Genomic DNA, 20,944 nt, shown 5'->3' on the forward strand with positions numbered 1-20,944 from the left:
ATCCGATGGGCCGGGTGACAGAAGGGAATGACCGAAGAGGTTGCCGAAGGGCTCAGGCGCGGGGGCGGTTGAACCAGTCGGCGGCGTCCTTCTTCGCGCAGTTGATGACGACGATCAGCGCCAGGGCGAGGGTGCCCAAGCTCAGCTTCTGCCCCGCGATGAGGCTCAGTACGCCGTTGAAAACGACGATTCCGGCGACGACGAGGGCGCCGATGCGTACGCCGTTGCCGCCGCGGCCGAACTTGGCCGCGAGGACGATCGCAGTGACAGCCATGGCGAGTGAGAGCGCGCCGGTGACGTACAGCCAGCCGCTGGAAAAGTCGTCGAAATCGGCGGTCGACACGGTTCCGCTGTCGAAGGCCGCGGCGGCGACGAGCAGCAGCAAGCCGAGAATGACATTGACTCCGCCGACGACGAACAGTACGACGCGTGCGGTCTTGACCCCGCTGGGCATCGGCATCGGCATCACGGGGTAACCGCCACCGGGATAGGGCGCGTATTCACCGTAGGGTGCCGGCTGTCCGTACGGCGCGGGCTGTCCGTAAGGCATGGGCTGTCCGTAAGGCTGCGCGGGCCCGGGCTGCTGGTTGTGAAAGTTCGATTCCGGCGTGCTCATCAGCGCTCTTCACCTGCTCGTCATGCGTTGGTACGTGGCATCGGCGGGGCGACGAGGCTTCGCCGCACACCGACATCGAGACGAGAGCTTCGGCCTCAACACCGGCATTCCTGCCGGAAATCGGAACCCAATCCGCTCTCATCCCCGCTTGGCCACATCATTTCTCGCGAGAGCGCGTATACACATTGCCAGAACCCGGCAATCTTTACGCATGCTTAATGCGGTCCGTACCATGCCGGGGAGCGGCGCTCTTTGCTCGGCGCGCAAGACCCCGATGAAGCCGAACGCGGCGGCCTGCACGGCATCTGTCAGGACGACAGGCCGGCCGGCGAATCCGTGCGAGCGGCGGTGGCGGTGGTGGGCTCGGGGGTGGTGACGGGCCGTACCGTGACGCCGCGCCGACCGGCCAGCCGGCACCCGAGGCAGCCCACATGCCCCGCACGCGCGGCCTGGTCGCGGACCCGGAGGCCCCACTGGTCGGCAGGCCGCGGACCGGGCGACTTGCCCCAGCCCGCGAGGTGGAGCACCCATGTCACCACTACAGCGGCCACCATGACGCCAAGTCCCAGCCAGATCCCCGGATTCCAGCTGATGATGCCAACGGCGGTGACTGCGGCTCCGACCACGGCGATGGCGCAGCCGGCCCATCCGGCGATGGTGTGGCCCTCGTCGTGCTGATGTCCGCTCATGTGCATGCCTCCTCGTACCCGCCGGGCCGTGTCATGGCATGCCGCAGCCACGCCTTCGGCGCCGGACCTATAATGCCTTAGCAAGTGAGGAATTTATCTTACGCACTAAGGGAAGTTCAATGGAGGGCAAGCCCCGCCCCGCAGCCACGGCTCCGGACGCGATCCGCGCGATGGACGGACTCATCGCGACGAGCATCGTCGGCCAGCAGGAGTTCGCACGGAGCCTGGGTCTGAGCGTCGCGGACCTCATCTGCTTCGCGCACGTCCTGGACGCCGGGGACGCCCCGGTCACCGCCGGCGACCTGGCCGACCGCGCGCACGTCACGACGGGGGCGGTGACCGGCATCCTCAACCGCCTGGAGCGCGGCGGCTTCGTCACCCGCCGTCCGGACCCGGCCGACCGCCGCCGCGTACTCGTCACCGCCGTCCCCGCCGCCTCTGAACGCGTACGAGCCGTCTACGAGCCGTACTACGCACTCCTCGCCCAACTCTTCGCGGACTACACACCGGACGAAGTCGCCGTACTCACCGACTGGTTCACGCGCGCGGGCACGATGGCGCGCACGTACCTCGAGGAATCCTGCGAGAGCTGAACTTCTGTCAGTTGGGGAGGCGAGGGGGAGCGGGCCATCCCCATACCCGACCTGCCCGCCCTCGATGGGCGGGGGCGACTCCACTGGCAGGTTCTGCGGGACCGCCGCCTACTGAAGGGCGACGGTGTCCACTGGCCATCAGTGGCGTTGCCCTTCGCCCCTCAGCCGGGCCTGATCACAGCGTCACGAGACGGCCTTCAGGGGCGTTCGGGCTGCGAATAGTAGAGGCCGTGTGGGGGCCAGCTGCAGCTGCCCTTCTCCGGCTTATCCGCGAAGAATTTCTTCAGGAAGTGCGCGTTGTTCTCCCCTAGATAGAACCGGAATATGCGAACACGCTTCGGGTCATCGCCTGCCGCATCCTCCTTCAGTACCTGCACTTCGCGGTACACGTCGCCGTCACCGTTGGGCTGTGGTGCTGACCAGCTGAAGGTGAGCCCGTTAATCGTGAAGCTCTCGCAATCTGACCGAATCTCCTGATCCTCAGTCACGCAGGCACTGCGGAAGAGGCGAATGATCTGCTGCCGGGATTTGCGCTCTTCGTTCCAGTTCTTGCAGAGCTCTACGGCGAGGCCCGCCAGCACGCCGGTAGCTGTGCCGCCGAATACTGAAGATTCCGGGTCGGGTGTAGTCATAACGTCCCCCGATTTTTTGCTGCCACTGTCCCAGGCGGCCGACGTCCTCGTCAATGGAGAGCTGGCTTACGGTTTGGGTCAGACTGGAGGAGAATCGCTTCTCCAACTCCGCAGCATCGGCAACTTGATCCCCGGGATTCCGCCCTCTTCCCACGCGACCAAACCCTCCTCAGTGGCCACCTTGCCGACGCACTTCAGGTGGCCTGCGCAACGCACCCCCGATCCGGTGTTGCGCGATGGACTTCGGCTTGGGCGCGATCCTATTCTGCCCATGCGGTGAGGTCGCCCACCGGACGCGGCAGACGCCCTTCGAGCCAGTCGGCACAGCTTCCTGGGCGGAAGCCCGGATCGCGCGTCTCGATACGTGGTTCGTGACTGAGGATGCTGCGAGTCCGCGCAATTCCAATTCGCTGATCCTATGGCCAACAGCCCTGGATCAGAAGTTGTTACGTCCCCCGCCGAGCCAGGTCGTACGAGCCCTTCGTGCGTCAGGCGGCGACAGTTCGCGTTGCTGTCACCGCCACCGTCGCGTATCGCATCGTGAAGCTGCCGCCCATCGCGTCGATCGCGGCACCGACGTCCTTCAGCACCTCCGCCAACTTGTCCGGGGGTAGTTGGGTGAGGTTGCCGAAGGTGGGCATTTGATCCAGCCATGCGCCGCGGGTGTAGAGCCACTCCCAGTCGAATCGCCATTGCTCCGGATCACTGAAGCCGCCCGCCTCAAGTATCCCTTCGGTGGCCTTGGCGAACAGTCCCTGGTATCCCTCGAAGGTTCGCTGCGTCATCGCCTGGAGGTTGAACGGCGAGTCAGGCATTACCCGTTGGCAAGCTGCAGTGAAGACTTCTGCCACGTCGTCCGGAAGCTGGAATACGTTCGAGAATGCTGCCAATCGACCACCGGGGCGCAGTACCTGCTTGGCCTTGGCCGCCCCCGCAAGGGGATCCACCCAGTGCCAGGACTGACCGGCGACGACCGCGTCGAATTCGCGGCCATTCGGAGCCCAGGCCTCGAATGTCGCTTCATCGACTTCGACGCCGAACTGCCGTGCCAGAGCGGCCATTCGCGCATCGGGCTCGACCCCGAGCACTCGGCAGCCGGCTGTTCGGAACTGGCGGGCGGCGATGCCGGTACCGCAGCCGACGTCGAGGACGTCGGTGCCCGGGCTGCCGGTGACGATGCGTTCCACCAGGGCGTCTGGATAGCGGGGCCGGGACCGGTCGTAGCGCTCGGCGTCCGTGCCGAACGACTCGGCGGTCTCCCGACGTTGGTGAAGCTCACTCCAGGCAGGGCGCGATCGTTCCGGCGGTATAGTGGGCATGCGCCCACTATGGTGGGCGCATGCCCACTCGTCAACGAGTGGGGGCGGTGAGGACGGAGGGGTACGCGGTATGCCGACAGGGGTTGCCATGCGCGACGCGCGGGAGCAGCTGTTCGACGCCGCCGAGCGAGTCCTGCTCCGGGACGGGCCGAACGCGCTGACCAGCCGGGCGGTCACCACGGAGGCGGGCTGCGCCAAGGGCGTACTGCACCGCCACTTCGCCGACTTCGACGCCTTCCTCGCCGAGCTCGTGCTGGACCGCATCGGCCGGATCGACGGCCAGGCCGCCGCCCTGCGCGAGTCCGCCGGGACCGGCACCGTCGCCGGCAACCTCACCGGCGCGCTGATGGACCTGTACGGGTCGGTCGCGGTGGCGATCGTCGGCCTTGTCACTTCAAGGGACGAACTGCGCGCCCGACTGCGCCGGACCACGCCGACCGGCGTCCCGGTCCTGACGGAGGCCACGGCCATGCTTGCCTCGTACTTGACCGCCGAGCGCGAACTGGGCCGCATCGCAGCCGACACCGACGTGGACACGCTCGCACCCACGCTGATCGGTACCGGACATCTGCTCTTCGCCGACCGGAAGGGCACTCCGCCGGAGGCCGAAGCGGTCCGCAAGGTCGTAACTTCCGTCATCGCAGAGGCCGTACGAGGCGCGTCGTCACGTTAGGCGGCAGTGCGATGCGGACAGTGAAGTAGGTGAAGTAGGTGCGGTCGCGCGGAAGTTGGCGCCGTTGATGCGACGTTCAGGCGTGCCGCACCGGCGGTAGGTCGTAGCGTCGCCAGGAGGAACGGCGTGATCGGCGCTCAACCCGAGTACACGGTGACGGCCGCGTACGGGGACGGGGCGAAGCACCCCTGCCGCTCAACGGCTCCGCCGAACACCGCAGCAGAACGGAAGGCTCGGGGATATTGCGGGGAGCAACCGGACCATCGCCCCCCCCGCCAACAGCAGTGGCCGACGAGCGACCATGGGAGAGCAACCGAATCTCGTACGAGACCGATTGCCACCCAATGCCGCCCGCCGGCCATTACGCCGAGCAGGAAGTCCGGTCAGTCCGCCGAGATCAGACCACCGGTGCCGGGTACGTCGGGTACTCCACGCCGGAGACGTGCTGGACGACGCGGATGACCTGGCAGGAGTAGCCGAACTCGTTGTCGTACCAGAGGTAGAGGATCGCGTTGTCGCCCTCGACCTTGGTGGCGCCAGCGTCGACGATCGAGGCGTGGCGCGAGCCGATGAAGTCGCTGGAGACCGCGTCGGGGGCGCTGATGAAGTCGATCTGGCGCTTGAGCGGGGAAGTCAGCGACACATTGCGCAGGTAGTCGAGGACCTCCTCGCGGTCGGTCTCGCGCGCGAGCTGCAGGTTGAGGATCGCGATCGAGACGTCCGGCACCGGGACGCGGATCGAGCTGCCGGTGATCTTCGCCTGGAGATCGGGCAGCGCCTTGGCGACGGCGGAGGCGGCACCGGTCTCGGTGATGACCATGTTGAGCGGCGCCGAGCGGCCGCGACGGTCCGAGCTGTGGTAATTGTCCAGCAGGTTCTGGTCGTTGGTGAACGAGTGGACGGTCTCCACGTGACCGCGCAGCACGCCGTACTCGTCCGCCATCGCCTTCAGCGGCGGGACGATCGCGTTGGTGGTGCAGGACGCGCAGGAGATGACCTGCTCGTCCGGCTTGATCATGTCGTGGTTGACGCCGTGGACGATGTTGGGGACATCGCCCTTGCCCGGCGCGGTGAGCACGACCTTGTCGATGCCGGGGCGCAGGTGCTTGGACAGGCCCTCGCGGTCGCGCCACTTGCCGGTGTTGTCGATGAGGATGGCGTCCTTGATGCCGTACGCCGTGTAGTCGACCTCGGACGGGTCGCCGGCGTAGATCACCTTGATCGCGTTGCCGTTGGCGATGATCGTGCTGTTCGCCTCGTCGACGGTGATCGTGCCCTGGAACTGGCCGTGGATGGAGTCACGGCGCAGCAGCGAGGCGCGCTTGACGATGTCCTGGTCACCACCCTGGCGGACGACGATGGCGCGCAGTCGCAGTCCGTTGCCGGAACCGGACTTCTCGATGAGCAGGCGGGCGACGAGGCGGCCGATACGACCGAAGCCGTACAGGACGACGTCGCGTCCCTCGCCGCGCTCGATCTTGTTGGCGCCGGTGGCTCCGGCGACGGCCTCGGCGGTGAACTGCTCCACCGTCAGGCCGCGTTCGTCGGTCTTGTAGGTCGCGGCGAGCATGCCTATGTCGATCTGGGAAGGGCCGAGATCGAGCGTGGTGAGGGCCTGCAGGAACGGGAGCGTGTCGGTGACAGAGAGTTCCTCTCCGGCGATCTGCCGGGCGAATCGATGAGTCTTGAGGATGCTGACCACCGACTTGTTCACCAGGGAGCGGCTGTGAAGCAGGACGGTGACGTCCCGCTCCCGGTGCAGCTTCCCGATGATCGGGATCATCGATTCCGCGATCTCCTCGCGGCTCTTCCAGTCAGTGAACGAGTCTTCGTTGACAGTCACAGATCTATCTTTCGAGCTAGGCGGCGCTCATATGCTAACCCCCCTTCTTTTTGATCGTTCAAGGGGTGCCGTTTGGGAGGGGTGCGGCGCGTTGGACCACGGCGGCGCGTGGGCGGGGGTGAGGTTCCATGGGGAAGAGATGACCCCTTTTATGGGGATTTGCCGCACCCTTGCCGCCCTGCAGAGACCAATGCCGACGGGTTGGGTGGGAGAACCGGGCAAGATCATCTGATCGGCGTAGAGGTAAACGATTCGCCAGGTGAACGATGCGGCATTCGATCACCGAGCACGAGGTGGCACTGCGATCCTCAGGCCGCGGTGCCCAACCGGCTCGGTAGGCATCGCTAGGCACAAGCTCTCCCGAGCTCGTAACCCCTCTGACCAAGGAGTTTGCTTTGCGTGTCCGTCGTATGGTGACCAGCGCCCTCGGTTCCGCTGCCCTCGTGCTGACCTCTCTGGGCGCGGTGACCGCCACCGCGAGCCCCGCGGCCGCCGACCCGTGCGGTTTCTACGAGACCAGCGCCGACGCCTTCTACAACCACTGCACCTCCGACGGCTCCAGGGTCGTCATCAAGGTCGAGGTCGCGTTGGCTCCCGACTACGAGCGCTGTGTCGCTCCCGGCAAGACCTGGCTGGGCTCCGCCAGCAAGATCCAGGGCGCTCACTACGTGAACCGCACCTGCTGACTGGCGAGCCCCCTGTAGGACTCTGTGGGGCGGGGCACGGGCGGTGGCGCCTGTGCCCCGCCCTTGTGTTTGCGTTACCTGCTGCCGAATGGCCGCCGGACACGCCGACCGACGAGCGTTGTTAGCCTCAAACCTCCGTTCGTGGCAGCCGCGTGCGGACAGCAAGGGGGAGTTGGGACCCATGGGTGGGGGCAAAGGCCGTCCGGTGAGTGCCGCGAGGGAATCGTTTCTGATGCCGGTGGAAGATGTCTTCAGTCGGAACCAGGGCAGAGTGGTCATGGCGACGGGCCGGATCGAACGCGGCCGAGTACGTAAAGGCGACCTGCTGGCGGTCGTCGGCTTTGGCGGACACGACATTGCCGTCGTCGCGGACATCATTGATCTGCACAGGGCTTCCATCGACGAGGCAGGTGCGGCCATGAACGTGGGCCTGGTGCTGCGCGGCGTGGCGGCAGATGCGCTGCAGCGGGGGCAGGTGCTCGCGACTCCCGGCTTGGTGGGCCCGCGCGTCGGCTTTACGGCGGATATCGCCTTGCTGTTCGAAGAGGAGAACAGCACGCCGGTACTCTCCGGTGAGCGGTTTTGCTTCTACACCCGCGCTGCTGACGTCTGGGGCGTCATCACGCTGCCCCATGGCATCGATTCGGTGCAGCCACCGGGCGAGGTCGCGTTGACGGTCGTGCTCGACCAGCCCATCGCCCTTGAGGAAGGCCAGTTCTTCGCCTTTAGCCGCCGCGGTCGTGCCGCCGGCACCGGTACTGTGAGCGGGCTTCTTCGCTGAATTGCACGAGTTCTGACGACTTGTTGGCCACTCTGGTGTTACGGCAACACCAGCCTCTGCCACGGCCGGGCCGACTTGCTGCACATCGCCGACGTACTCACCCACGCATCCGGCGCCTCCATCTCGCCGCACACCGCGACCATCTCGCCGCCCGCGTCCTGGACGTCTGCGACGCACAACTGCCCTTCGGCTTCCGTGCCGACCGACGACACCGGAGAGTCCCGGAACCGGTGACTGTGCCGGATTTCTCTCGGGCGCCGCGGACATCGTGCTGGCCCGGTACGGCTGTGCGCCGGACACCCCGCCTGTTACGGGATCGGAAGTGGAGTTGATTGGCTGCCCAGTCCGCATTCGGCGGTTGAACAGCCTTTGCCGCTCCGGTCGTTCGTATGGCTGGGCAAGGCCTGTCGGTTTCAGGTACGGGCCCCTGTACGGCCCCAGAAGCGGTACGCGGTTCGGCCTGAGCAGGCCCCGCCCGCGCTCACGCCCCCGAAGCGGCCGTACTCCGGCACAGCGGACACCGGTCCGTCCCGTCCCACTTGTCCCATCCGAACGCCTCGGGGGACAGGGAGAGTCCCTCCAACTCCTCGCGTACGGCGACCCGGTAGGCCCAGACCGTGGCGAGGTAGGGGTGATAGGCGTCGTGGAAGGCGGGCGATGCGGGCTCGGCACCTGCCGCGACCGCGCGTTGCAGAGCGCGGAGTCGCTCGAACATCGCCTGTCCAGTACTGGCGATGGCGGTGGTCGCGTCGATGAACAGCCGCTCGCGCGCTTCGTAGATGGCGGCGTCGCTGAGCGCCGCGCGGGTTGCCGCGTTCAAGTCGGCTTCGGCATCCGGGGCCTGGGCGATCTGCCGCAACCGGGCGTGACAGGCCTCAGCCGCAGTGATGAACTCGATGTACGCGGCCCGCCGCCGGTCCCCGGCACCGCGGTCCTTCTCGTGGCGATGGCGCAGATGGTCGGCCAGAACGGTGCCGGTAATGGCGATGGAACCACCGCTGACCGTCGCGACGATCGTCCCCCAGTCCACGTCTGCCCCCAGCAGTGATCACGACGTCGAGACCTGGAATCTACGCGCGGCCCGCCCCGAAGAACAGGGGTCAGGCGTACCCGGAGCGCACCTGCCCTGTGGGTACCGGAAGTGCCTTCCGGACAAGACGTAGGCTTCCAACGTGATCGAGATTCCCGAGGTATTCGCGCAGAGCACATCAGCCAGGGAGGGCGATCGCGGCCGCGACTGGATCGCCGCCCTTCCCGGCCTGGTCGACGAACTGCTCCAATGCTGGAACTGCACGCCAGTTGGCCCCACTCTGCACGGCCAGGTAGGCATCGTCATCCCCGTACGGCGCGACGATTTGCCACCCGCGGTCCTGAAGGTCTCCTTCCCCCACCCGGGCAACGTCCATGAACCGCATGCATTCGCGGTCTGGGGCGGACGCGGTGCCGTACGCCTCTACGAGCGCGACGACGCGCGCTTCGCCATGCTGCTGGAACGGGCCGAGCCCGGCACACTGGCCGATATCGCAGACATCGACGAGGCCGTGACGGTGGCCGGCCGCCTGGCCCGGCGCCTGGCCGTACCGGCGCCAATCGACTTGCCCCGGCTGCGAGATGAGATCGACCAGCGGCAGAAGACCCTCCGCGCAGACGCCGCACGTCTCTCTTCCCCCTTGCCTCAGTACGTCATGGACGCGGCGCTCGCCACGCTCCGAGAACTCGGCCCCGACCAGCCGGACACACTCATCCACGGCGATCTGCACTACACCAACATCCTGAGTGCCGAACGCGAACCCTGGCTCGCCATCGACCCCAAGGGCTACGTCGGCGACCCGGCCTATGACTCCATCACCCTGCTGCGCGGGCGCTACGAAGACCTGCTCGCCGCCACCGATCCGAAGTCCGCCCTGCTGCGCCGCCTTGCCGTGTTCGCGGACGCAGCCGAGATAGACCCTTCCCGCGCCCGCCGTTGGGCACAGGCGCGCGCAGTGGAAGCCGCCCTCTGGGGCCGCCAGCACGGAGATCCGGCATGGGTGATCCAGGCAACCGACCAGCTGGCCGCACTGCTCGCCTGAACCGAAACGGCGCGCCGCTGCGAAGCCGGACGAGTGCGAGTGGGCGCCGCGCCGCCCCGTACCCCCCTCTTCGCCGCCGAGCAAGGGCCCCTCAGCGTCCGGATTCCCCCCATGCACGATTCACTCACGGCGCAACAACGCGTCCACCGCCCGCCCGAAAACCCGCGAGGCCACCCGCCCCACCACAGGGTCGAAAGCCCGCGGAATCCCTCGCACCCGCAATTCCTCCCGCCACACCACCCGAGAGCCCCCACCACTCTCCGGGCGCACGTGGATCTCCGCCCACCCCCTGACGAACGACCCACGCTTGACCAATCGGCACACCCCGAGCTCGACCTCTTCCGGCGGCTGCCAGACAACAACCTCCATCGGGTCATCGAACGCCAGCGGCCCAACTCCCGACCGCGCCACGAACACAGTCCCCTCACCGGCGCGCTGCGCACCGGACACGACGATCCGTGTCAATGGCACCACATCCCCGTGCCGTTCCCAGGCGGTCAATCGCCGCCAGGCAACGACAGGATCAATCGGGGTTACACGTTCCACGTGAAAGAGAGCCATGGCACGACCGTAATCAGCCGCAGCCGTTTCGAACGAGCGGCACACGCTGATGGCCGTCGAGCAGAGCCTTGCCGCATGCCGGGTCCGCGCTGAGCAGTCTGCGGGCAGCCATTCGCCGATGCCGTTCCAGGCACCGTGGTGTGCGGTGAGGAGGTGCGCCGCTTCGCGCAGGGTGGCGTCGGCCAGGGACAGCTGTTCATACCGGTCGGCCGGTGGGGTATCGATCAGATCGTCCATGAAACAGGTGAGGAGATAGCGGCCTCGCTCCCACTCGGTGGGGGTGAGTTGGATGGGGCCGGCCGCGAGGGTGTGCATGAAGAGTTCGGCCAAGCGGCCCCCGTAGCGGATGATTTCGCGGCGGCTGGTATCCGAGTCCGGAAGCAGGGCGGCTATGTCCAGGTCGCTGCTTGGAGCTACGCGGCCCTGAGCGGATGAGCCACCGAGTACGGCGCCGAGAGCGCGGGGGCAGCGGCGCGTGATGAGGCAGAGAGCCTCGCCTGCTGCGTCGTCTTGATCCGTCATGGGTGTTGATCGTGTCAGCCGTAGAGAGCGAACTCCACCCAGACCGAAGGCCTTTGAACCTTCGGGCGCTGGCTCCTCACAGCTAGATCAACATAGTCTCGGTGCACGGCACACTCCTCGGCCGCAGGAGCGATGAAAGGTGAGCACGTTGAAGATCGCGGTAGATGACCTCTCCGGCCCGGAGATCGCCGAGTTCCTCGAAGAGCACGTCCAGCAGATGCGATCCCTCACACCGCTGGAGAGCAAGCACGCGCTCGACCTCAACAGCCTCCGAAAGCCGGACATAACCTTCTGGTCGGCCTCGGACGGCGACATCCTGGTGGGCTGCTGTGCAATCAAGAGGCTGGACGCGCGCCACGCGGAACTGAAGTCGATGCGCACCAGGCCGACGCGGCAGCGGAGCGGAGTTGCGTCCCAACTGCTGAAGCACATCATCACCGAGGCCGAATGCATGGGCTTCACGCGCCTGAGTCTGGAGACCGGCGCTGCCGAGTTCTTCCTCCCCGCCAGAAAGCTGTACGAGAAGTTTGGGTTCGCGTACTGCGAACCGTTCGCCGACTACCGGCCCGACCCGAACAGCGCCTTCATGACAAGGAAACTCTGAGGGAACACCTGGATCTACGATCCCGCAGATCCGAACTAATTCGTCTCGCCGCGGTGCAAGAAAAGACGAATGTCGTCGATCCCGTCGAGAGCTCGTCCATCAACATCCGATGGGTCGAGCTCCGCCCGAGCTGCCAGGGCCTCTGCCAGTGCGACGGCTTGCTCGCCGATGTATCGGAAACGGCGGGCCGCATGCCCCAGGCACAGACCGGCCAGGCCGAGCAGCTGGCTTCCGGGAGTAGCCCGTGCTCCCACCTCCAGACAGCATCGCTCGATGAACTCCCGGTCATCGTCGTTGAGCGCGATGCCGACCAAGGCTTCCTGCGCGGAGAATTATTTCGAACGGTCAAGTAGCGCACTGTCCAGGATCTCGAGGACTACATCATGCGGCAGCGCATCGGGGTTATGGAACCGGAGGTGAGAATGTGACACACGGCAAGGCTATGCACCATGGCTGAAGGGTTGCAACCAGCCTCTTCCCGTCCCGCTCGTGCTCAGTCTCACCAGAATTTCCAGGAGTTCGTGTTGACGACAGGTTCGGTAAAGGCAGTCAGGGAGTGAGGGTGGGTGCCCTGCCAGACACGGTCGGGGCAGAAGGCGAAATGTTCGGCGGCGACGAGGAAGGCGCCTTCCTTGTTCGTGGGACCAGTGTCCAGGCGTACTGGACTGCCTGCGTGTCAGGTACCGCAGCGCGGCTCTGCCGGGCGCGAGGCTCGACCAGGATGATGCGTAGGAGGCGGTAGCCGTAGCGCCTGGCCGGTACGCCGGTTTCGTACCGGTCGTCATGCCCCCCCGAGGCGTGATCGGAGAGAGGCAGCGGTAGGTACGCTGTGTAGCTCGCTGTCCGTCAACCCGAAAAGCCGAGAAGAGTCAGACTGGGAGTGCTGCATGAGCGTGCGTTATCGCGCCGACCGGGCCGTCGTACGCTGCGATCAGTGTCCGGGGCAGCCGGTTTTGGCCACTCACCGGGAAGAGACCGATACGCGCCGGTGCGTGCGCTGTCAGGGCGAGCAACGGTGGTTGCCTCAGCCGCACCCTGAGGATCATCTGTGCAAGGTGTGCCGTCGCGAGTGCCCCAATTGCCAGGCGCTCACCCCTGACGGTGGGCGTTGCCGTACCTGCCGGGGGCAGTGCCGGACCTGTTCGGCTCCGCTGCCGGACCGTGGCGATCCGGTGGACGGCATCGTTCATGTCGAGCCGGAACAGCGCAAGGATCGGCACCGGAAATGGGTGCGTACCTATTTCCCCCGTACCTGGGACTGGGATCAGTGCGACCGGTGCCAGGAGGCTGCCACTGCGGCCGACCCCGTGCGCGCCGTTCTGGCCGCTCTACCGGGCAAGGTCATCAGTGCCTGCGGCGGCAACGTACCGCCCAGAGTGATCGAGACGATTCAGAGCGAGTTGTGCCAGCACTCCGTGTCCCGCCTCGCGGGGCGCATTGAGCGCCGCTGGTGGGCGAGTTGGGCGAACCGTCCCTTGTCCCGCAATGCAGATGAACGGCAGGACGGATACCGCCCCGACGACGTCGCGGTGTGGCTGCTGGCCGCGACGGTGTGCGCGGGCCGGTGTGAGGACGGGTGGATCCTGGCCCCGCCCGAACGCCCCGATCAGGACGACGTGCCGTGCAAGGCCTGCCGTGGAGGACGTCTGCTGACCGTCCCGCGTGACGATGAAGGCGATGGACTCGTGGAGCGGAGCAGTCCACCCGGGCTGGCGGCATCGGCGGCGGATCGTACGCCCGCCGAGGCGGTGTCCTATCGGCCACCGATGCTGGAGTGCTCGGGACGGAACGGAGCGTGCGGTGTTCCGGTCGCAGCCCCGTATCTACAGTGTCCGGCCTGCCTGGATTGGCCCTGGTGCGATTGCCGACGCCGCCGCTATGACCCCGACCAGGCCACTTCATGCCGGGCGTGCGCGACCGTCGACAAGCGTTCACCGTAGGTTTCCTGACGCGGTACGTAACGCGGGCTGCGCAGTACTTGCTCATGAATGGGACGGGAGTGATGCGGTCGCTGCGGGCCGCGAGGAATTGCGGCGAAGTGCTGGGGAAGAAGTACTGACGTCGCGGTGAGATGGAGTGGGTTGGGGAGTGATGGCGCTGAATCACCACGAAATCCGGCAGCGCGTTGCCGGTGAGGACGATGGCGGGCAACCTATGCCGGCTGCCGTCGCCATAGGTCAGATGTGCCTCCGCGCGGCCGACCGCGCTTGTGGCTGGCCCCTGACCGGTCCCTCGCACATCATCCAGACCGCCCTCGACGCACTCCTCGCCGGTGTCGACTCCCCGTCCCTGCCCCTCTTGGCTGGTCTCGGACGCAATGAGCAGGGCGAGGCCGGTGAGCTGTTCGACATGGTGATGGACGAGCTCGGGCTGGTGCCGCTGACCCCGGAGAATCTCGCGGCGGCGCGTTGGACCATGGCACGTTGGTGGGCCGGGCGGATCGTTGCGGGAAGTCTTGACCCGGTCGATGGCGCCGACCTCATTTGGCAGGAGGCGGCATGTGAGCTCGGTCATCCCGCCGAACTTCAGACGTTCGTCCGTGTCTCACGGGAATTGGTGGACGATCTCGGCGATGTGCTGCCTGCCGGCCAGGAACAGCTGGACGAAATCCTCGCGGCGGCCCGTCAGCTCCTCGAACTCCCTCACGGAGAACCGGAACACCCGCACCGCGATTCCGTCGACCAATTGGGATAGCCCAGCGCGCGGTGCGTTCTGCGTCGGCACCTCCGAGCACTGGCCTCGATCGTTCACGAGTCCCCGTCACCTGACCATCGGCAGCCGGAGCGCCGGCCCCGGCCAACTCCCAGACGTCGCCGCGTACTTCGGTACGGTTTGAGCGGACCGCGGTGAGCGGCTTCGGGCCGGTCGCGGCCAGAGCGCCGAAGCGGCAGGAGACGGTCGGATCGGAGGCAACTGGGCGGAACACCTCGGGCCCGGCCCGCAGCATCGCCACGTCCGCCAGGTCCCCCCGCCTTGAGCGACCACGAGCGCGACATCCACCTGACCTTGCCCGGGTCGTGCACGGCCGACGCATCGTCCGAGGTCAGGGGCGTTCCTCAGCGCGCTATCGGGTGGCCGTCGCCGGAGCGGTGACGTGGGGTATCCGACCGCCAGCAGCCCCAATAGGGTAGCCGAATGGATCAGGGTGAACGGCTGCTTCATTCCTCGTCGTTCGGCGCGGCGGCGGCCGCATACGCCGAGCACCGTCCCAACTACGCGCAGGCCGCGGCGCAGTGGGCGCTTGAGCCCGCGTCCGGCCCGCGCGTACTCGACCTCGGCGCCGGAACCGGCAAGCTGACCGCCACACTGGTCGAGCTGGGTGCCGAAGCCATTGCAGTCGAGCCCGATTCGGCGATGCTGACCGAGCTGCGCCGCTCGCTGCCTGCAGTCCGTGCCCTGTCGGGCAGCGCCGAGGCGATACCGCTGCCGGACGCGTCCGTCGATGCCGTGCTGGCCGGCAACGCCATGCATTGGTTCGACATGGGTGTCGCGGGACCGGAGATCGCCAGGGTCCTCGTACCCGGCGGCATCCTGGCCGGTCTGTGGAACGTCATGGACGACGGGGTCGAGTGGGTTTCCGGGCTCGCGCGGGTCAGCGGGAGCGCGGCCATCGGCCCGCGTGACACGCCAGCCAGCTGGCGCGCCGAGACGGCCGACATGCACCTTCCAAAGACCGGTGTGGCCGCCCGGTTCGGCTCACCGGAGCAGGCCGAGTTCCCGCATGGGCAGCGGCGCACCGCCGACTCTCTCGTCGCGACCATCGCGACGCGCGCGGGGGTGCTGGTCATGCCAGAACAGGAACAAGAGGCCACGTTGGGCCGGATCCGCGCTTTCCTCGCGAGCCGACCGGAGACAGCCCGCGGCGAGTTCACTCTCCCGATGCTGACCGGCGTGCTGCGCGTCCGGCGGCTGTGAGGCATCACGCCAACACCCAGGCCTGACCGGCTTGCTCACCCGAGAGGTGCCTCCGGCTGGTGCGGGAACGACGGCCTCGACAATCCTCATTCTCGCTGGGCCGACCGCCTGCCGGACAGCCGGTTTCATGCAGTCGCGAGGCCAGGAGATGTCGGCCTCTCTTGGGACGATCCGGCGGAGAAGCAGCGCGGCGTACGACGTGACCTGACCCTGCGGACCTTCGGCACCGGCACCCGCGCCCACACTCCTCGCGCTTGCCGCCAGGCTCATCGCGCATGGGGACGGGGCGTTGTGGAGGAGCCGGGCACCGCTGATGACGCGACGATGGCAGCGGGCGAAGAAAACAACCAACTGACCATCGATGTAAGGCCGTTTCGTTGCTGACAAAGCCTCGCGTGCCTTTGGAGGAGCAGTGGCCGGGGTGCGCCGGCCCTGCCGAGCTCTGATCCCTTGCCGTGGAGGGGGCGTACCCTTTCCAAGGCCAGTTCGACGAGGCGCCGCAGCAGCGGGAAGTGCCCTGGGTCCGTACGGCCCGCGCGTGGCCTGTAGACAGGCACCTTGCACCGGCAGGGCGGGGTCTTCGCGCTTTAACGGCGCTGATAGCTGGCTGCCATTGCATGGAACGCCTTCTTCGGTTCCCAGCGGGTGTTATCGAGCATCCGGACAATGCCGTAGGAGCTGAGGTCCCGGCTCCCGGGTCTGCCGAAACCCGCGAAGGTGAACCAGAGCGCGGTGTCCACGCCTTCCTCCTCGAAGATGTCCTGCAATTCGGTGAAGTGCCGCACCTGCTCGTCCTCGTCGGGTACGGCGTCCGGCGGGACCTGCCACGCCATGCCACCGCGTTCCCCCGCGCCCTGGTACGCGCAGGTTCCGTACTCGGTCACCGCGACGGGTTTACCGTGGGCGAAGTGCCCGCGCAGCTCATCCCGGAAGCTGTCCGTGTTGTGGGCATCCCGGTAGGCGTCGATGCCGACGAGGTCGAACGGGCCCCAGTCGACGGACTCCCAAGGGGCGGAGGCGCACGTGACGCGCCCTCCGAAATGTGCGCGTACAGCGGTGGCGACCTCGGCGAGAGAACGGGAGCAACTGCTCAGGAGAAAGATCTACGGGGAAGGGGGAGAACCAGACTTCGAGACCCGCGTCCGCGGCGTGCCGGGCGGCGATGCTCAGTCGCTCGGGATCCCGCCCGGAAATGCGGACGGCATCGCAGTGGAGATCACTGGAGATCACTGCCATTTCATGTCGGACCGTCTCGGAGCTGAAGTTCTTACGGGAGAGGTCTTGCCCGGGGAGGAACCCGGTGTCGTAATTGATGCCCCGTGCGCGCACGTCACTCACTGTCCCTTCGTGTCGCCGATGCCATGTTCAAGCAGGTCAAAGGCGAGCTCGGTGTCCTCGGCCAGTGTCCGGGCCGCTTCCTGCGGCGATGCGCCGCTCACCAGAAGATGAAAGAACGACTCCTGGAGAGTGAGGAGAGTCGCGGCGATCTGAGCCGCCATCAGCACGGCTGCCGTGTCTCCGTATTCCTCGGCCAGCACTTCGGCCAGTGCCCGCCGCTGCTGGTAGAGCAGAGAATTCGCGGCCCCGCTGAGCGCAGAGCTGTCAAGAATCACCCGCATACGGGTTACCACTTCGTCGCTGTCCACGGCCGCCATCTGCCCGGCCGCGAACGCCCGATAGTGAGCCCTCAGTGCTGCGAGAGGAGACTGCCCCTCCGGCCGCCGCGCGACGACCCCGGCCAGATCGTCCTGTCCCACGCCCTCCAGCACGAGCGACTCTTTACTGGGGAAGTACGCGAAGAGCGTGGCCTTGGCGACCTCGGCCCCCTCGGCGATCTTACTCACCGTCACATCATCGAAACCACGCTCGCTGAACAGCCTCAACGCCACCGCGGCGATCCGCTGCTTCGTCTGTTCCTTCTTACGCTCCCGAAGCCCCGCCATGCGAAGATAGTATCCATACTCGGTCTAGAAATGAACCCAGTATGAAATGTTGGATGCGGGGTGACGCGGCCCCACCTGTGGCAGGAGGGCGCACGTCGACCGCTCGCGGAAGGAGGGCTGAACGGGGTCAGTGGCGTAACAACGGGCTTGAAGGCGCAGGACAGCCGTACCGACACATGAATCTCGTCGTCGCCGGAATTGCGTGGATCCTGCCCAGCGGACCGTTGACGGAGGCGATGACGTCGTTGACGAAGCAGTTCGTCGCTGCGGAGCTCGCATCGACGGGTGCTGCCAAGACGGCGTAGGCGAACGCGGGTGTCGCCATCACGGCTGCGAGCCGGGCCGTCCAGCGGGCGGCCGTACGGACCCGGCGCCCGTTTCCGTTATCCATGACGCGAGCATCAACCCGAGACGTCGCGCTGCCGGCGGTTAAGGGATCCGCCGTCACGTTCACGCGTTGTCGATTCACCTCAAGGGTGATGGCTCTTTCCGAGCTGCTGTGGCGCGAGGAAGTGCTGTACACCCCGAAGCTGCGCACCGTTGCGGCCGTCGCGGGTGGACGCTCAACACCTCGAAGTATAGGAAGAGTTGTCCGCTCTTCGAACTGGCGCTGTTGTATGTGCGTGCTTTGCCGTCTGCGCGCGAGTGGCGCTGCGTCGATTCCATTGATCGGCTGCGTCGTGCTGAACCCCGCTACTACCGTGAGGGCATGAGCGCCGAGGACACCAACCCCGAGGACCAGTGGCCGCTGCCGCCGGCCTGGATGTGGGACTGCGACGAATGTGTTCGCCTTTACGCAGTGATGAAACGCGTCCAGGCGGCCGCGGACGAACGGTGGCTCACCGGTAAGCGCGGTGTGGACTGGGACCCCATGGACAGTGCAGTGGGTGCCGAGATCAACCTCGCTCGGCATCTGTCCGCCGCACATGAAGAAAACCTGCCCGACTGGGACCCCGAGTGCGCGACCTGTGAGTACCACACGAGCGCCCTTGCCCAGGCCACGGCGGCGTCCAGCACTGGAGCCGCGATGGTGGCCGCGGAACACAGGGCCCGCCATCTCTTCGTTCCGCTGCGCAGTGTCGGTCTCATGTAGGTGGCAGTGGGCGGTGCGGAAGTGCTGAATTCGCTCGCGGAAAGGGCCTGTTAGGCATCCCGAAGAGCTACGCGCGCTGCGGCGTAGCTTCACCTGACAATGGCCCTGATGAGAGCTGACTCAAGTCTGGATAGTTGATGGCCCGTCAGCTGGCCGCCCCATGCCGGACGATGGCTCGCCTCTCGGCCACTGGTGCTGGAGTTGCACTTCTTTCGCGACGATACGAGCGGTGACGGGCGCTGACATTGAGGTGGTGTTGGGCACACCTCGGGGAGTGCCTGGAGAGCAGCGGGTGCGACCTATTCGGTCGTTCGCGAGCCAATGGCGGCGGGGCCCCGGACCCTAGGCGTTGGGCTCGCCGAGAGGTTGGGGGAACTCTTTGAGGGCTTCCCGTATGTGTGGGTCCTTCGCGATGCCGGGCGGCAGCCGTGTAGCGCCATCGAGCAGCGCCGAGTTCAGCTGTTCTGCCGTGCAGGTGTGGGCCGTTGACAGGGCGGCCTCATGCAGGTTCGCGCCCTGGAGATGGGCGCCTTGCGCGCAGGCACCGCGCAGGTCGGCTGTCCGTAGATACGCCTCTTGCATGTGGGCCCGGACCAGCCATGCTCTGGTCAGACGGCATTCGGGCAGCCACGCCCGCTCCAGATGGGCCTCCGCCAGGTCTGCCCCATCCAACTGGGCACCGGCCAGACGTACGCGCTCCAGTCGGGCCCTTTTGAGGTCCGCGCCGCGCAGCTCGGTGCGCCGCAGATCGATGCGGAAGGGTTCCGGCCGCACCGGCCGCCGCCCCAGCACCGTGAGGGCGGCTTGGACATGCTCCCCGGCCGCGGTGAGGACCCGTCTGACTGGGGCTCAGCCTCGATGGAATCCGGCGCGGGGCCAGACACCGCTGTGTGCTCCCGGATGAACGCGCCCAGGACCTCGATCATGCTGAGGTGGTCCTTGGGGGAGTCGCGCATGATGCGCTCCAGCGCGTACAGGCCGCCCAGCCGCTCCACCGTCCGGTCGGACGCGAGGAGTTTGATGGCCTCGACGTACCGGTCGGTGACCTGCCCTTCGCGGGCCAGTTCCGCCTGCTCGCGGTCCCGGTCCCGGGTATGCCGCAAGGTGCGGTCGGTGTAGTACAGACCGGCAGCGGCGGCCGCTCCGGCGCCCAGTGCGACCAGCATGGTGCGCACACCCGTAATCACTACGCCGTCGGCCGGCTGCAGACCCCGCTCCCTCAGCCGCCCGCCGTCCAACCACCACGGCCCCTGCCACAACAACAGCGCATAGCCGACAGAGGGCAGGGCGAGCACCCCCAGCACCACAGCACGCTTCCAGCCCGGCCTCTTCGGTCGTGGTCCGGCGTTCGCCCAAGTTCCGCTCTCTGAGGCCCATTAAATCGTTGGTCCCCCAAACTTGCCGCTGGCCATACTGCAGCCATGGATCCCGTGACTTTGGAGACGGCCCGCCTGCTGCTCAGGCCCTTCACCCCCTCCGACGCCGACGCGGTATACGCAGCCTGTCAGGATGCCGACATCCAGCACTACACACCGGTGCCCGTACCGTTCCAGCGCGAAGACGCCGAGAAATACGTCACGAAGACCGCGCCGCAGGGCTGGGACACCGACCGTGACCACATCCTCGGCGCATTTCGCGCCGACAACGGCGCCTTGGTGGGCTCCTTCTGTCTGACCAAAATTTCCCAGGGCGTCTACGAACTCGGGTACTGGGCAGTCAAGGAGCAGCGCGGCCAGGGCTACTCCGCAGAGGCCGCACGCGCGCTCTGCGACTGGGGATTCACCGCCCTCGATGCCCACCGGCTCGAATGGTGGGCGATGGTGGGGAACACGGCTTCGCGCGCACTCGCCGAAAAACTCGGCTTCACGCTCGAAGGCACCCTCCACCAGCGCAGCATGGTCAACGGCACACCTCACGACTGGTGGGTGGGCGGGCTGCTGAAGCCCTAACACCGCCTGGGCAATGGTGTTTTGCGACTGTCGGGTTCCCGGCGAGGCGGCCGCTGCGGAGGGGATTGCACGGCGCGAGAGCCAGCTGCGTACGGTCCGCGGGCAGGTATCCGCCGGAGGCGAGGTCGCTGGCCGACTCTTCGGGCTAGATCGCTGCTTCGGCCTTACTTGGAAGCCCAGGAGTCCAGTCGTATCGCCGAATGCCGCAGTTCCGCTTTGAGAGCCGAGACGATGCGTGGAGATCGATGGCCCGATCATGGAGTCCCGCGTTCCGACAGTGAGCGCTGCGGACTTCGTCATGGTGCGCGCCCAGCACCACTTCGGCATCCGCAGACGTGACGGGCAGCAGGGCACGAGGATGTAGGGGTTCCCGTCTGCCTCAAGAGGTCCAGCGCGTCTCGGGCTCCACCGCAGGTGCCGTGCTGAATCGGCGGGCCTGGCCTGGGGCGGGTT

Annotated in this window: 23 protein-coding genes and 1 pseudogene; 11 read left to right on the forward strand and 13 right to left on the reverse strand. The window is 66.8% G+C overall.

Translation table 11 applies throughout. From position 1 onward, the window contains the following. Window positions 1–52 precede the first annotated feature (52 nt). Window positions 53–616, reverse strand: coding sequence for a hypothetical protein (locus tag AC4IJH_RS30950; RefSeq protein ID WP_490855230.1), 564 nt, complete (start codon window positions 614–616; stop codon window positions 53–55). A 308-nt stretch (window positions 617–924) separates the two neighbouring features. After that, a complete protein-coding gene (locus tag AC4IJH_RS30955) occupies window positions 925–1,305 on the reverse strand; it encodes an HGxxPAAW family protein (RefSeq protein WP_490855231.1) in 381 nt (126 codons plus the stop codon). A gap of 119 nt (window positions 1,306–1,424) precedes the next feature. Here AC4IJH_RS30955 and AC4IJH_RS30960 point away from each other — a divergent pair, with 119 nt between their 5' ends. Then, window positions 1,425–1,898, forward strand: a complete 474-nt coding sequence (locus AC4IJH_RS30960; protein WP_490855232.1) for a MarR family winged helix-turn-helix transcriptional regulator — start codon at window positions 1,425–1,427, stop codon at window positions 1,896–1,898. A gap of 197 nt (window positions 1,899–2,095) precedes the next feature. Here AC4IJH_RS30960 and AC4IJH_RS30965 read toward each other — a convergent pair whose 3' ends face one another. Together AC4IJH_RS30965 and AC4IJH_RS30970 are read right to left on the reverse strand one after the other, a co-directional pair. Beyond that, window positions 2,096–2,530, reverse strand: a complete 435-nt coding sequence (locus AC4IJH_RS30965) for a hypothetical protein (protein WP_490855233.1) — start codon at window positions 2,528–2,530, stop codon at window positions 2,096–2,098. A gap of 488 nt (window positions 2,531–3,018) precedes the next feature. Then, window positions 3,019–3,849: a class I SAM-dependent methyltransferase gene (locus AC4IJH_RS30970; RefSeq protein ID WP_490855234.1), complete on the reverse strand. Its 831-nt coding sequence runs from the start codon at window positions 3,847–3,849 to the stop codon at window positions 3,019–3,021. Window positions 3,850–3,919: 70 nt separating this feature from the next. Here AC4IJH_RS30970 and AC4IJH_RS30975 point away from each other — a divergent pair, with 70 nt between their 5' ends. Continuing rightward, entirely contained in the window at window positions 3,920–4,522 is a 603-nt protein-coding gene (locus tag AC4IJH_RS30975) for a TetR/AcrR family transcriptional regulator (protein ID WP_490855235.1), read from the forward strand. Window positions 4,523–4,919: 397 nt separating this feature from the next. Here AC4IJH_RS30975 and AC4IJH_RS30980 read toward each other — a convergent pair whose 3' ends face one another. Then, window positions 4,920–6,365: a glyceraldehyde-3-phosphate dehydrogenase gene (locus AC4IJH_RS30980; protein ID WP_490855236.1), complete on the reverse strand. Its 1,446-nt coding sequence runs from the start codon at window positions 6,363–6,365 to the stop codon at window positions 4,920–4,922. 413 nt (window positions 6,366–6,778) lie between these two features. On the opposite strand from AC4IJH_RS30980, the gene AC4IJH_RS30985 reads away from it, so the two are divergent. Continuing rightward, window positions 6,779–7,051, forward strand: a complete 273-nt coding sequence (locus AC4IJH_RS30985; protein WP_490855256.1) for a DUF6355 family natural product biosynthesis protein — start codon at window positions 6,779–6,781, stop codon at window positions 7,049–7,051. Between the two features lie 232 nt (window positions 7,052–7,283). Beyond that, window positions 7,284–7,832 carry an EF-Tu/IF-2/RF-3 family GTPase gene (locus AC4IJH_RS30990; RefSeq protein ID WP_490855237.1) on the forward strand — a complete coding sequence of 183 codons (549 nt, stop codon included), beginning with the start codon at window positions 7,284–7,286 and terminating at the stop codon, window positions 7,830–7,832. A 481-nt stretch (window positions 7,833–8,313) separates the two neighbouring features. On the opposite strand, the gene AC4IJH_RS30995 is transcribed toward AC4IJH_RS30990, so the two are convergent. Then, window positions 8,314–8,862 carry a CchlQ gene (locus AC4IJH_RS30995; RefSeq protein WP_490855238.1) on the reverse strand — a complete coding sequence of 183 codons (549 nt, stop codon included), beginning with the start codon at window positions 8,860–8,862 and terminating at the stop codon, window positions 8,314–8,316. A gap of 142 nt (window positions 8,863–9,004) precedes the next feature. On the opposite strand from AC4IJH_RS30995, the gene AC4IJH_RS31000 reads away from it, so the two are divergent. Beyond that, entirely contained in the window at window positions 9,005–9,904 is a 900-nt protein-coding gene (locus AC4IJH_RS31000; RefSeq protein ID WP_490855239.1) for an aminoglycoside phosphotransferase family protein, read from the forward strand. Between the two features lie 120 nt (window positions 9,905–10,024). Here the strand turns inward: AC4IJH_RS31000 and AC4IJH_RS31005 are convergent, their stop codons facing one another. Next, a complete protein-coding gene (locus AC4IJH_RS31005) occupies window positions 10,025–10,465 on the reverse strand; it encodes an SRPBCC family protein (RefSeq protein ID WP_490855257.1) in 441 nt (146 codons plus the stop codon). 670 nt (window positions 10,466–11,135) lie between these two features. Between AC4IJH_RS31005 and AC4IJH_RS31010 the strand changes: the two genes are divergently transcribed. Next, complete coding sequence (locus AC4IJH_RS31010) at window positions 11,136–11,591, forward strand: GNAT family N-acetyltransferase (RefSeq protein WP_490855258.1); 456 nt, start codon at window positions 11,136–11,138, stop codon at window positions 11,589–11,591. Between the two features lie 35 nt (window positions 11,592–11,626). Here the strand turns inward: AC4IJH_RS31010 and AC4IJH_RS31015 are convergent, their stop codons facing one another. Together AC4IJH_RS31015 and AC4IJH_RS31020 are read right to left on the reverse strand one after the other, a co-directional pair. Next, window positions 11,627–11,905, reverse strand: coding sequence for a hypothetical protein (locus AC4IJH_RS31015; protein ID WP_490855240.1), 279 nt, complete (start codon window positions 11,903–11,905; stop codon window positions 11,627–11,629). Window positions 11,906–12,090: 185 nt separating this feature from the next. After that, the gene (locus tag AC4IJH_RS31020) at window positions 12,091–12,246 is read right to left on the reverse strand and encodes a DUF4253 domain-containing protein (protein ID WP_490855259.1); all 156 of its coding nucleotides are present in this window, start codon (window positions 12,244–12,246) and stop codon (window positions 12,091–12,093) included. A gap of 517 nt (window positions 12,247–12,763) precedes the next feature. Here AC4IJH_RS31020 and AC4IJH_RS31025 point away from each other — a divergent pair. Beyond that, entirely contained in the window at window positions 12,764–13,531 is a 768-nt protein-coding gene (locus AC4IJH_RS31025) for a hypothetical protein (protein ID WP_490855241.1), read from the forward strand. 151 nt (window positions 13,532–13,682) lie between these two features. Then, a complete protein-coding gene (locus tag AC4IJH_RS31030; protein WP_490855242.1) occupies window positions 13,683–14,285 on the forward strand; it encodes a hypothetical protein in 603 nt (200 codons plus the stop codon). A 67-nt stretch (window positions 14,286–14,352) separates the two neighbouring features. On the opposite strand, the pseudogene AC4IJH_RS31035 reads toward AC4IJH_RS31030, so the two are convergent. Then, window positions 14,353–14,617 (reverse strand): annotated as a pseudogene (locus AC4IJH_RS31035) (IS1380 family transposase); the annotation flags it as partial. Window positions 14,618–14,726: 109 nt separating this feature from the next. Here AC4IJH_RS31035 and AC4IJH_RS31040 point away from each other — a divergent pair. Continuing rightward, complete coding sequence (locus AC4IJH_RS31040; RefSeq protein WP_490855243.1) at window positions 14,727–15,506, forward strand: class I SAM-dependent methyltransferase; 780 nt, start codon at window positions 14,727–14,729, stop codon at window positions 15,504–15,506. A 587-nt stretch (window positions 15,507–16,093) separates the two neighbouring features. Here AC4IJH_RS31040 and AC4IJH_RS31045 read toward each other — a convergent pair. Both AC4IJH_RS31045 and AC4IJH_RS31050 read right to left on the reverse strand, forming a co-directional pair. Further along, the gene (locus AC4IJH_RS31045; protein WP_490855244.1) at window positions 16,094–16,390 is read right to left on the reverse strand and encodes a hypothetical protein; all 297 of its coding nucleotides are present in this window, start codon (window positions 16,388–16,390) and stop codon (window positions 16,094–16,096) included. Window positions 16,391–16,840: 450 nt separating this feature from the next. Beyond that, a complete protein-coding gene (locus tag AC4IJH_RS31050; protein WP_490855245.1) occupies window positions 16,841–17,449 on the reverse strand; it encodes a TetR family transcriptional regulator in 609 nt (202 codons plus the stop codon). Between the two features lie 709 nt (window positions 17,450–18,158). Between AC4IJH_RS31050 and AC4IJH_RS31055 the strand changes: the two genes are divergently transcribed. After that, on the forward strand, window positions 18,159–18,542 hold the full coding sequence (locus AC4IJH_RS31055; RefSeq protein WP_490855246.1) for a hypothetical protein: 384 nt from the start codon (window positions 18,159–18,161) through the stop codon (window positions 18,540–18,542). 342 nt (window positions 18,543–18,884) lie between these two features. Here AC4IJH_RS31055 and AC4IJH_RS31060 read toward each other — a convergent pair whose 3' ends face one another. Further along, window positions 18,885–19,334, reverse strand: coding sequence for a pentapeptide repeat-containing protein (locus tag AC4IJH_RS31060; protein ID WP_490855247.1), 450 nt, complete (start codon window positions 19,332–19,334; stop codon window positions 18,885–18,887). Window positions 19,335–19,963: 629 nt separating this feature from the next. Between AC4IJH_RS31060 and AC4IJH_RS31065 the strand changes: the two genes are divergently transcribed. Further along, entirely contained in the window at window positions 19,964–20,491 is a 528-nt protein-coding gene (locus tag AC4IJH_RS31065; RefSeq protein WP_490855248.1) for a GNAT family N-acetyltransferase, read from the forward strand. The last annotated feature ends 453 nt before the right edge of the window (window positions 20,492–20,944 follow it).

The organism is Streptomyces sp. UF-297 (assembly GCF_058245575.1).

Excerpts from the sequence above, each read along its gene's own strand:
- AC4IJH_RS30950 (WP_490855230.1), bottom strand. The coding sequence starts at position 616 with ATGAGCACGCCGGAATCGAACTTTCACAACCAGCAGCCCGGGCCCGCG.
- AC4IJH_RS30955 (WP_490855231.1), bottom strand. The coding sequence starts at position 1,305 with ATGAGCGGACATCAGCACGACGAGGGCCACACCATCGCCGGATGGGCC.
- AC4IJH_RS30960 (WP_490855232.1), top strand. The coding sequence starts at position 1,425 with ATGGAGGGCAAGCCCCGCCCCGCAGCCACGGCTCCGGACGCGATCCGC.
- AC4IJH_RS30965 (WP_490855233.1), bottom strand. The coding sequence starts at position 2,530 with ATGACTACACCCGACCCGGAATCTTCAGTATTCGGCGGCACAGCTACC.
- AC4IJH_RS30970 (WP_490855234.1), bottom strand. The coding sequence starts at position 3,849 with ATGCCCACTATACCGCCGGAACGATCGCGCCCTGCCTGGAGTGAGCTT.
- AC4IJH_RS30975 (WP_490855235.1), top strand. The coding sequence starts at position 3,920 with ATGCCGACAGGGGTTGCCATGCGCGACGCGCGGGAGCAGCTGTTCGAC.
- AC4IJH_RS30990 (WP_490855237.1), top strand. The coding sequence starts at position 7,284 with ATGCCGGTGGAAGATGTCTTCAGTCGGAACCAGGGCAGAGTGGTCATG.
- AC4IJH_RS31005 (WP_490855257.1), bottom strand. The coding sequence starts at position 10,465 with ATGGCTCTCTTTCACGTGGAACGTGTAACCCCGATTGATCCTGTCGTT.
- AC4IJH_RS31030 (WP_490855242.1), top strand. The coding sequence starts at position 13,683 with ATGGCGCTGAATCACCACGAAATCCGGCAGCGCGTTGCCGGTGAGGAC.
- AC4IJH_RS31040 (WP_490855243.1), top strand. The coding sequence starts at position 14,727 with ATGGATCAGGGTGAACGGCTGCTTCATTCCTCGTCGTTCGGCGCGGCG.
- AC4IJH_RS31050 (WP_490855245.1), bottom strand. The coding sequence starts at position 17,449 with ATGGCGGGGCTTCGGGAGCGTAAGAAGGAACAGACGAAGCAGCGGATC.
- AC4IJH_RS31055 (WP_490855246.1), top strand. The coding sequence starts at position 18,159 with ATGAGCGCCGAGGACACCAACCCCGAGGACCAGTGGCCGCTGCCGCCG.
- AC4IJH_RS31065 (WP_490855248.1), top strand. The coding sequence starts at position 19,964 with ATGGATCCCGTGACTTTGGAGACGGCCCGCCTGCTGCTCAGGCCCTTC.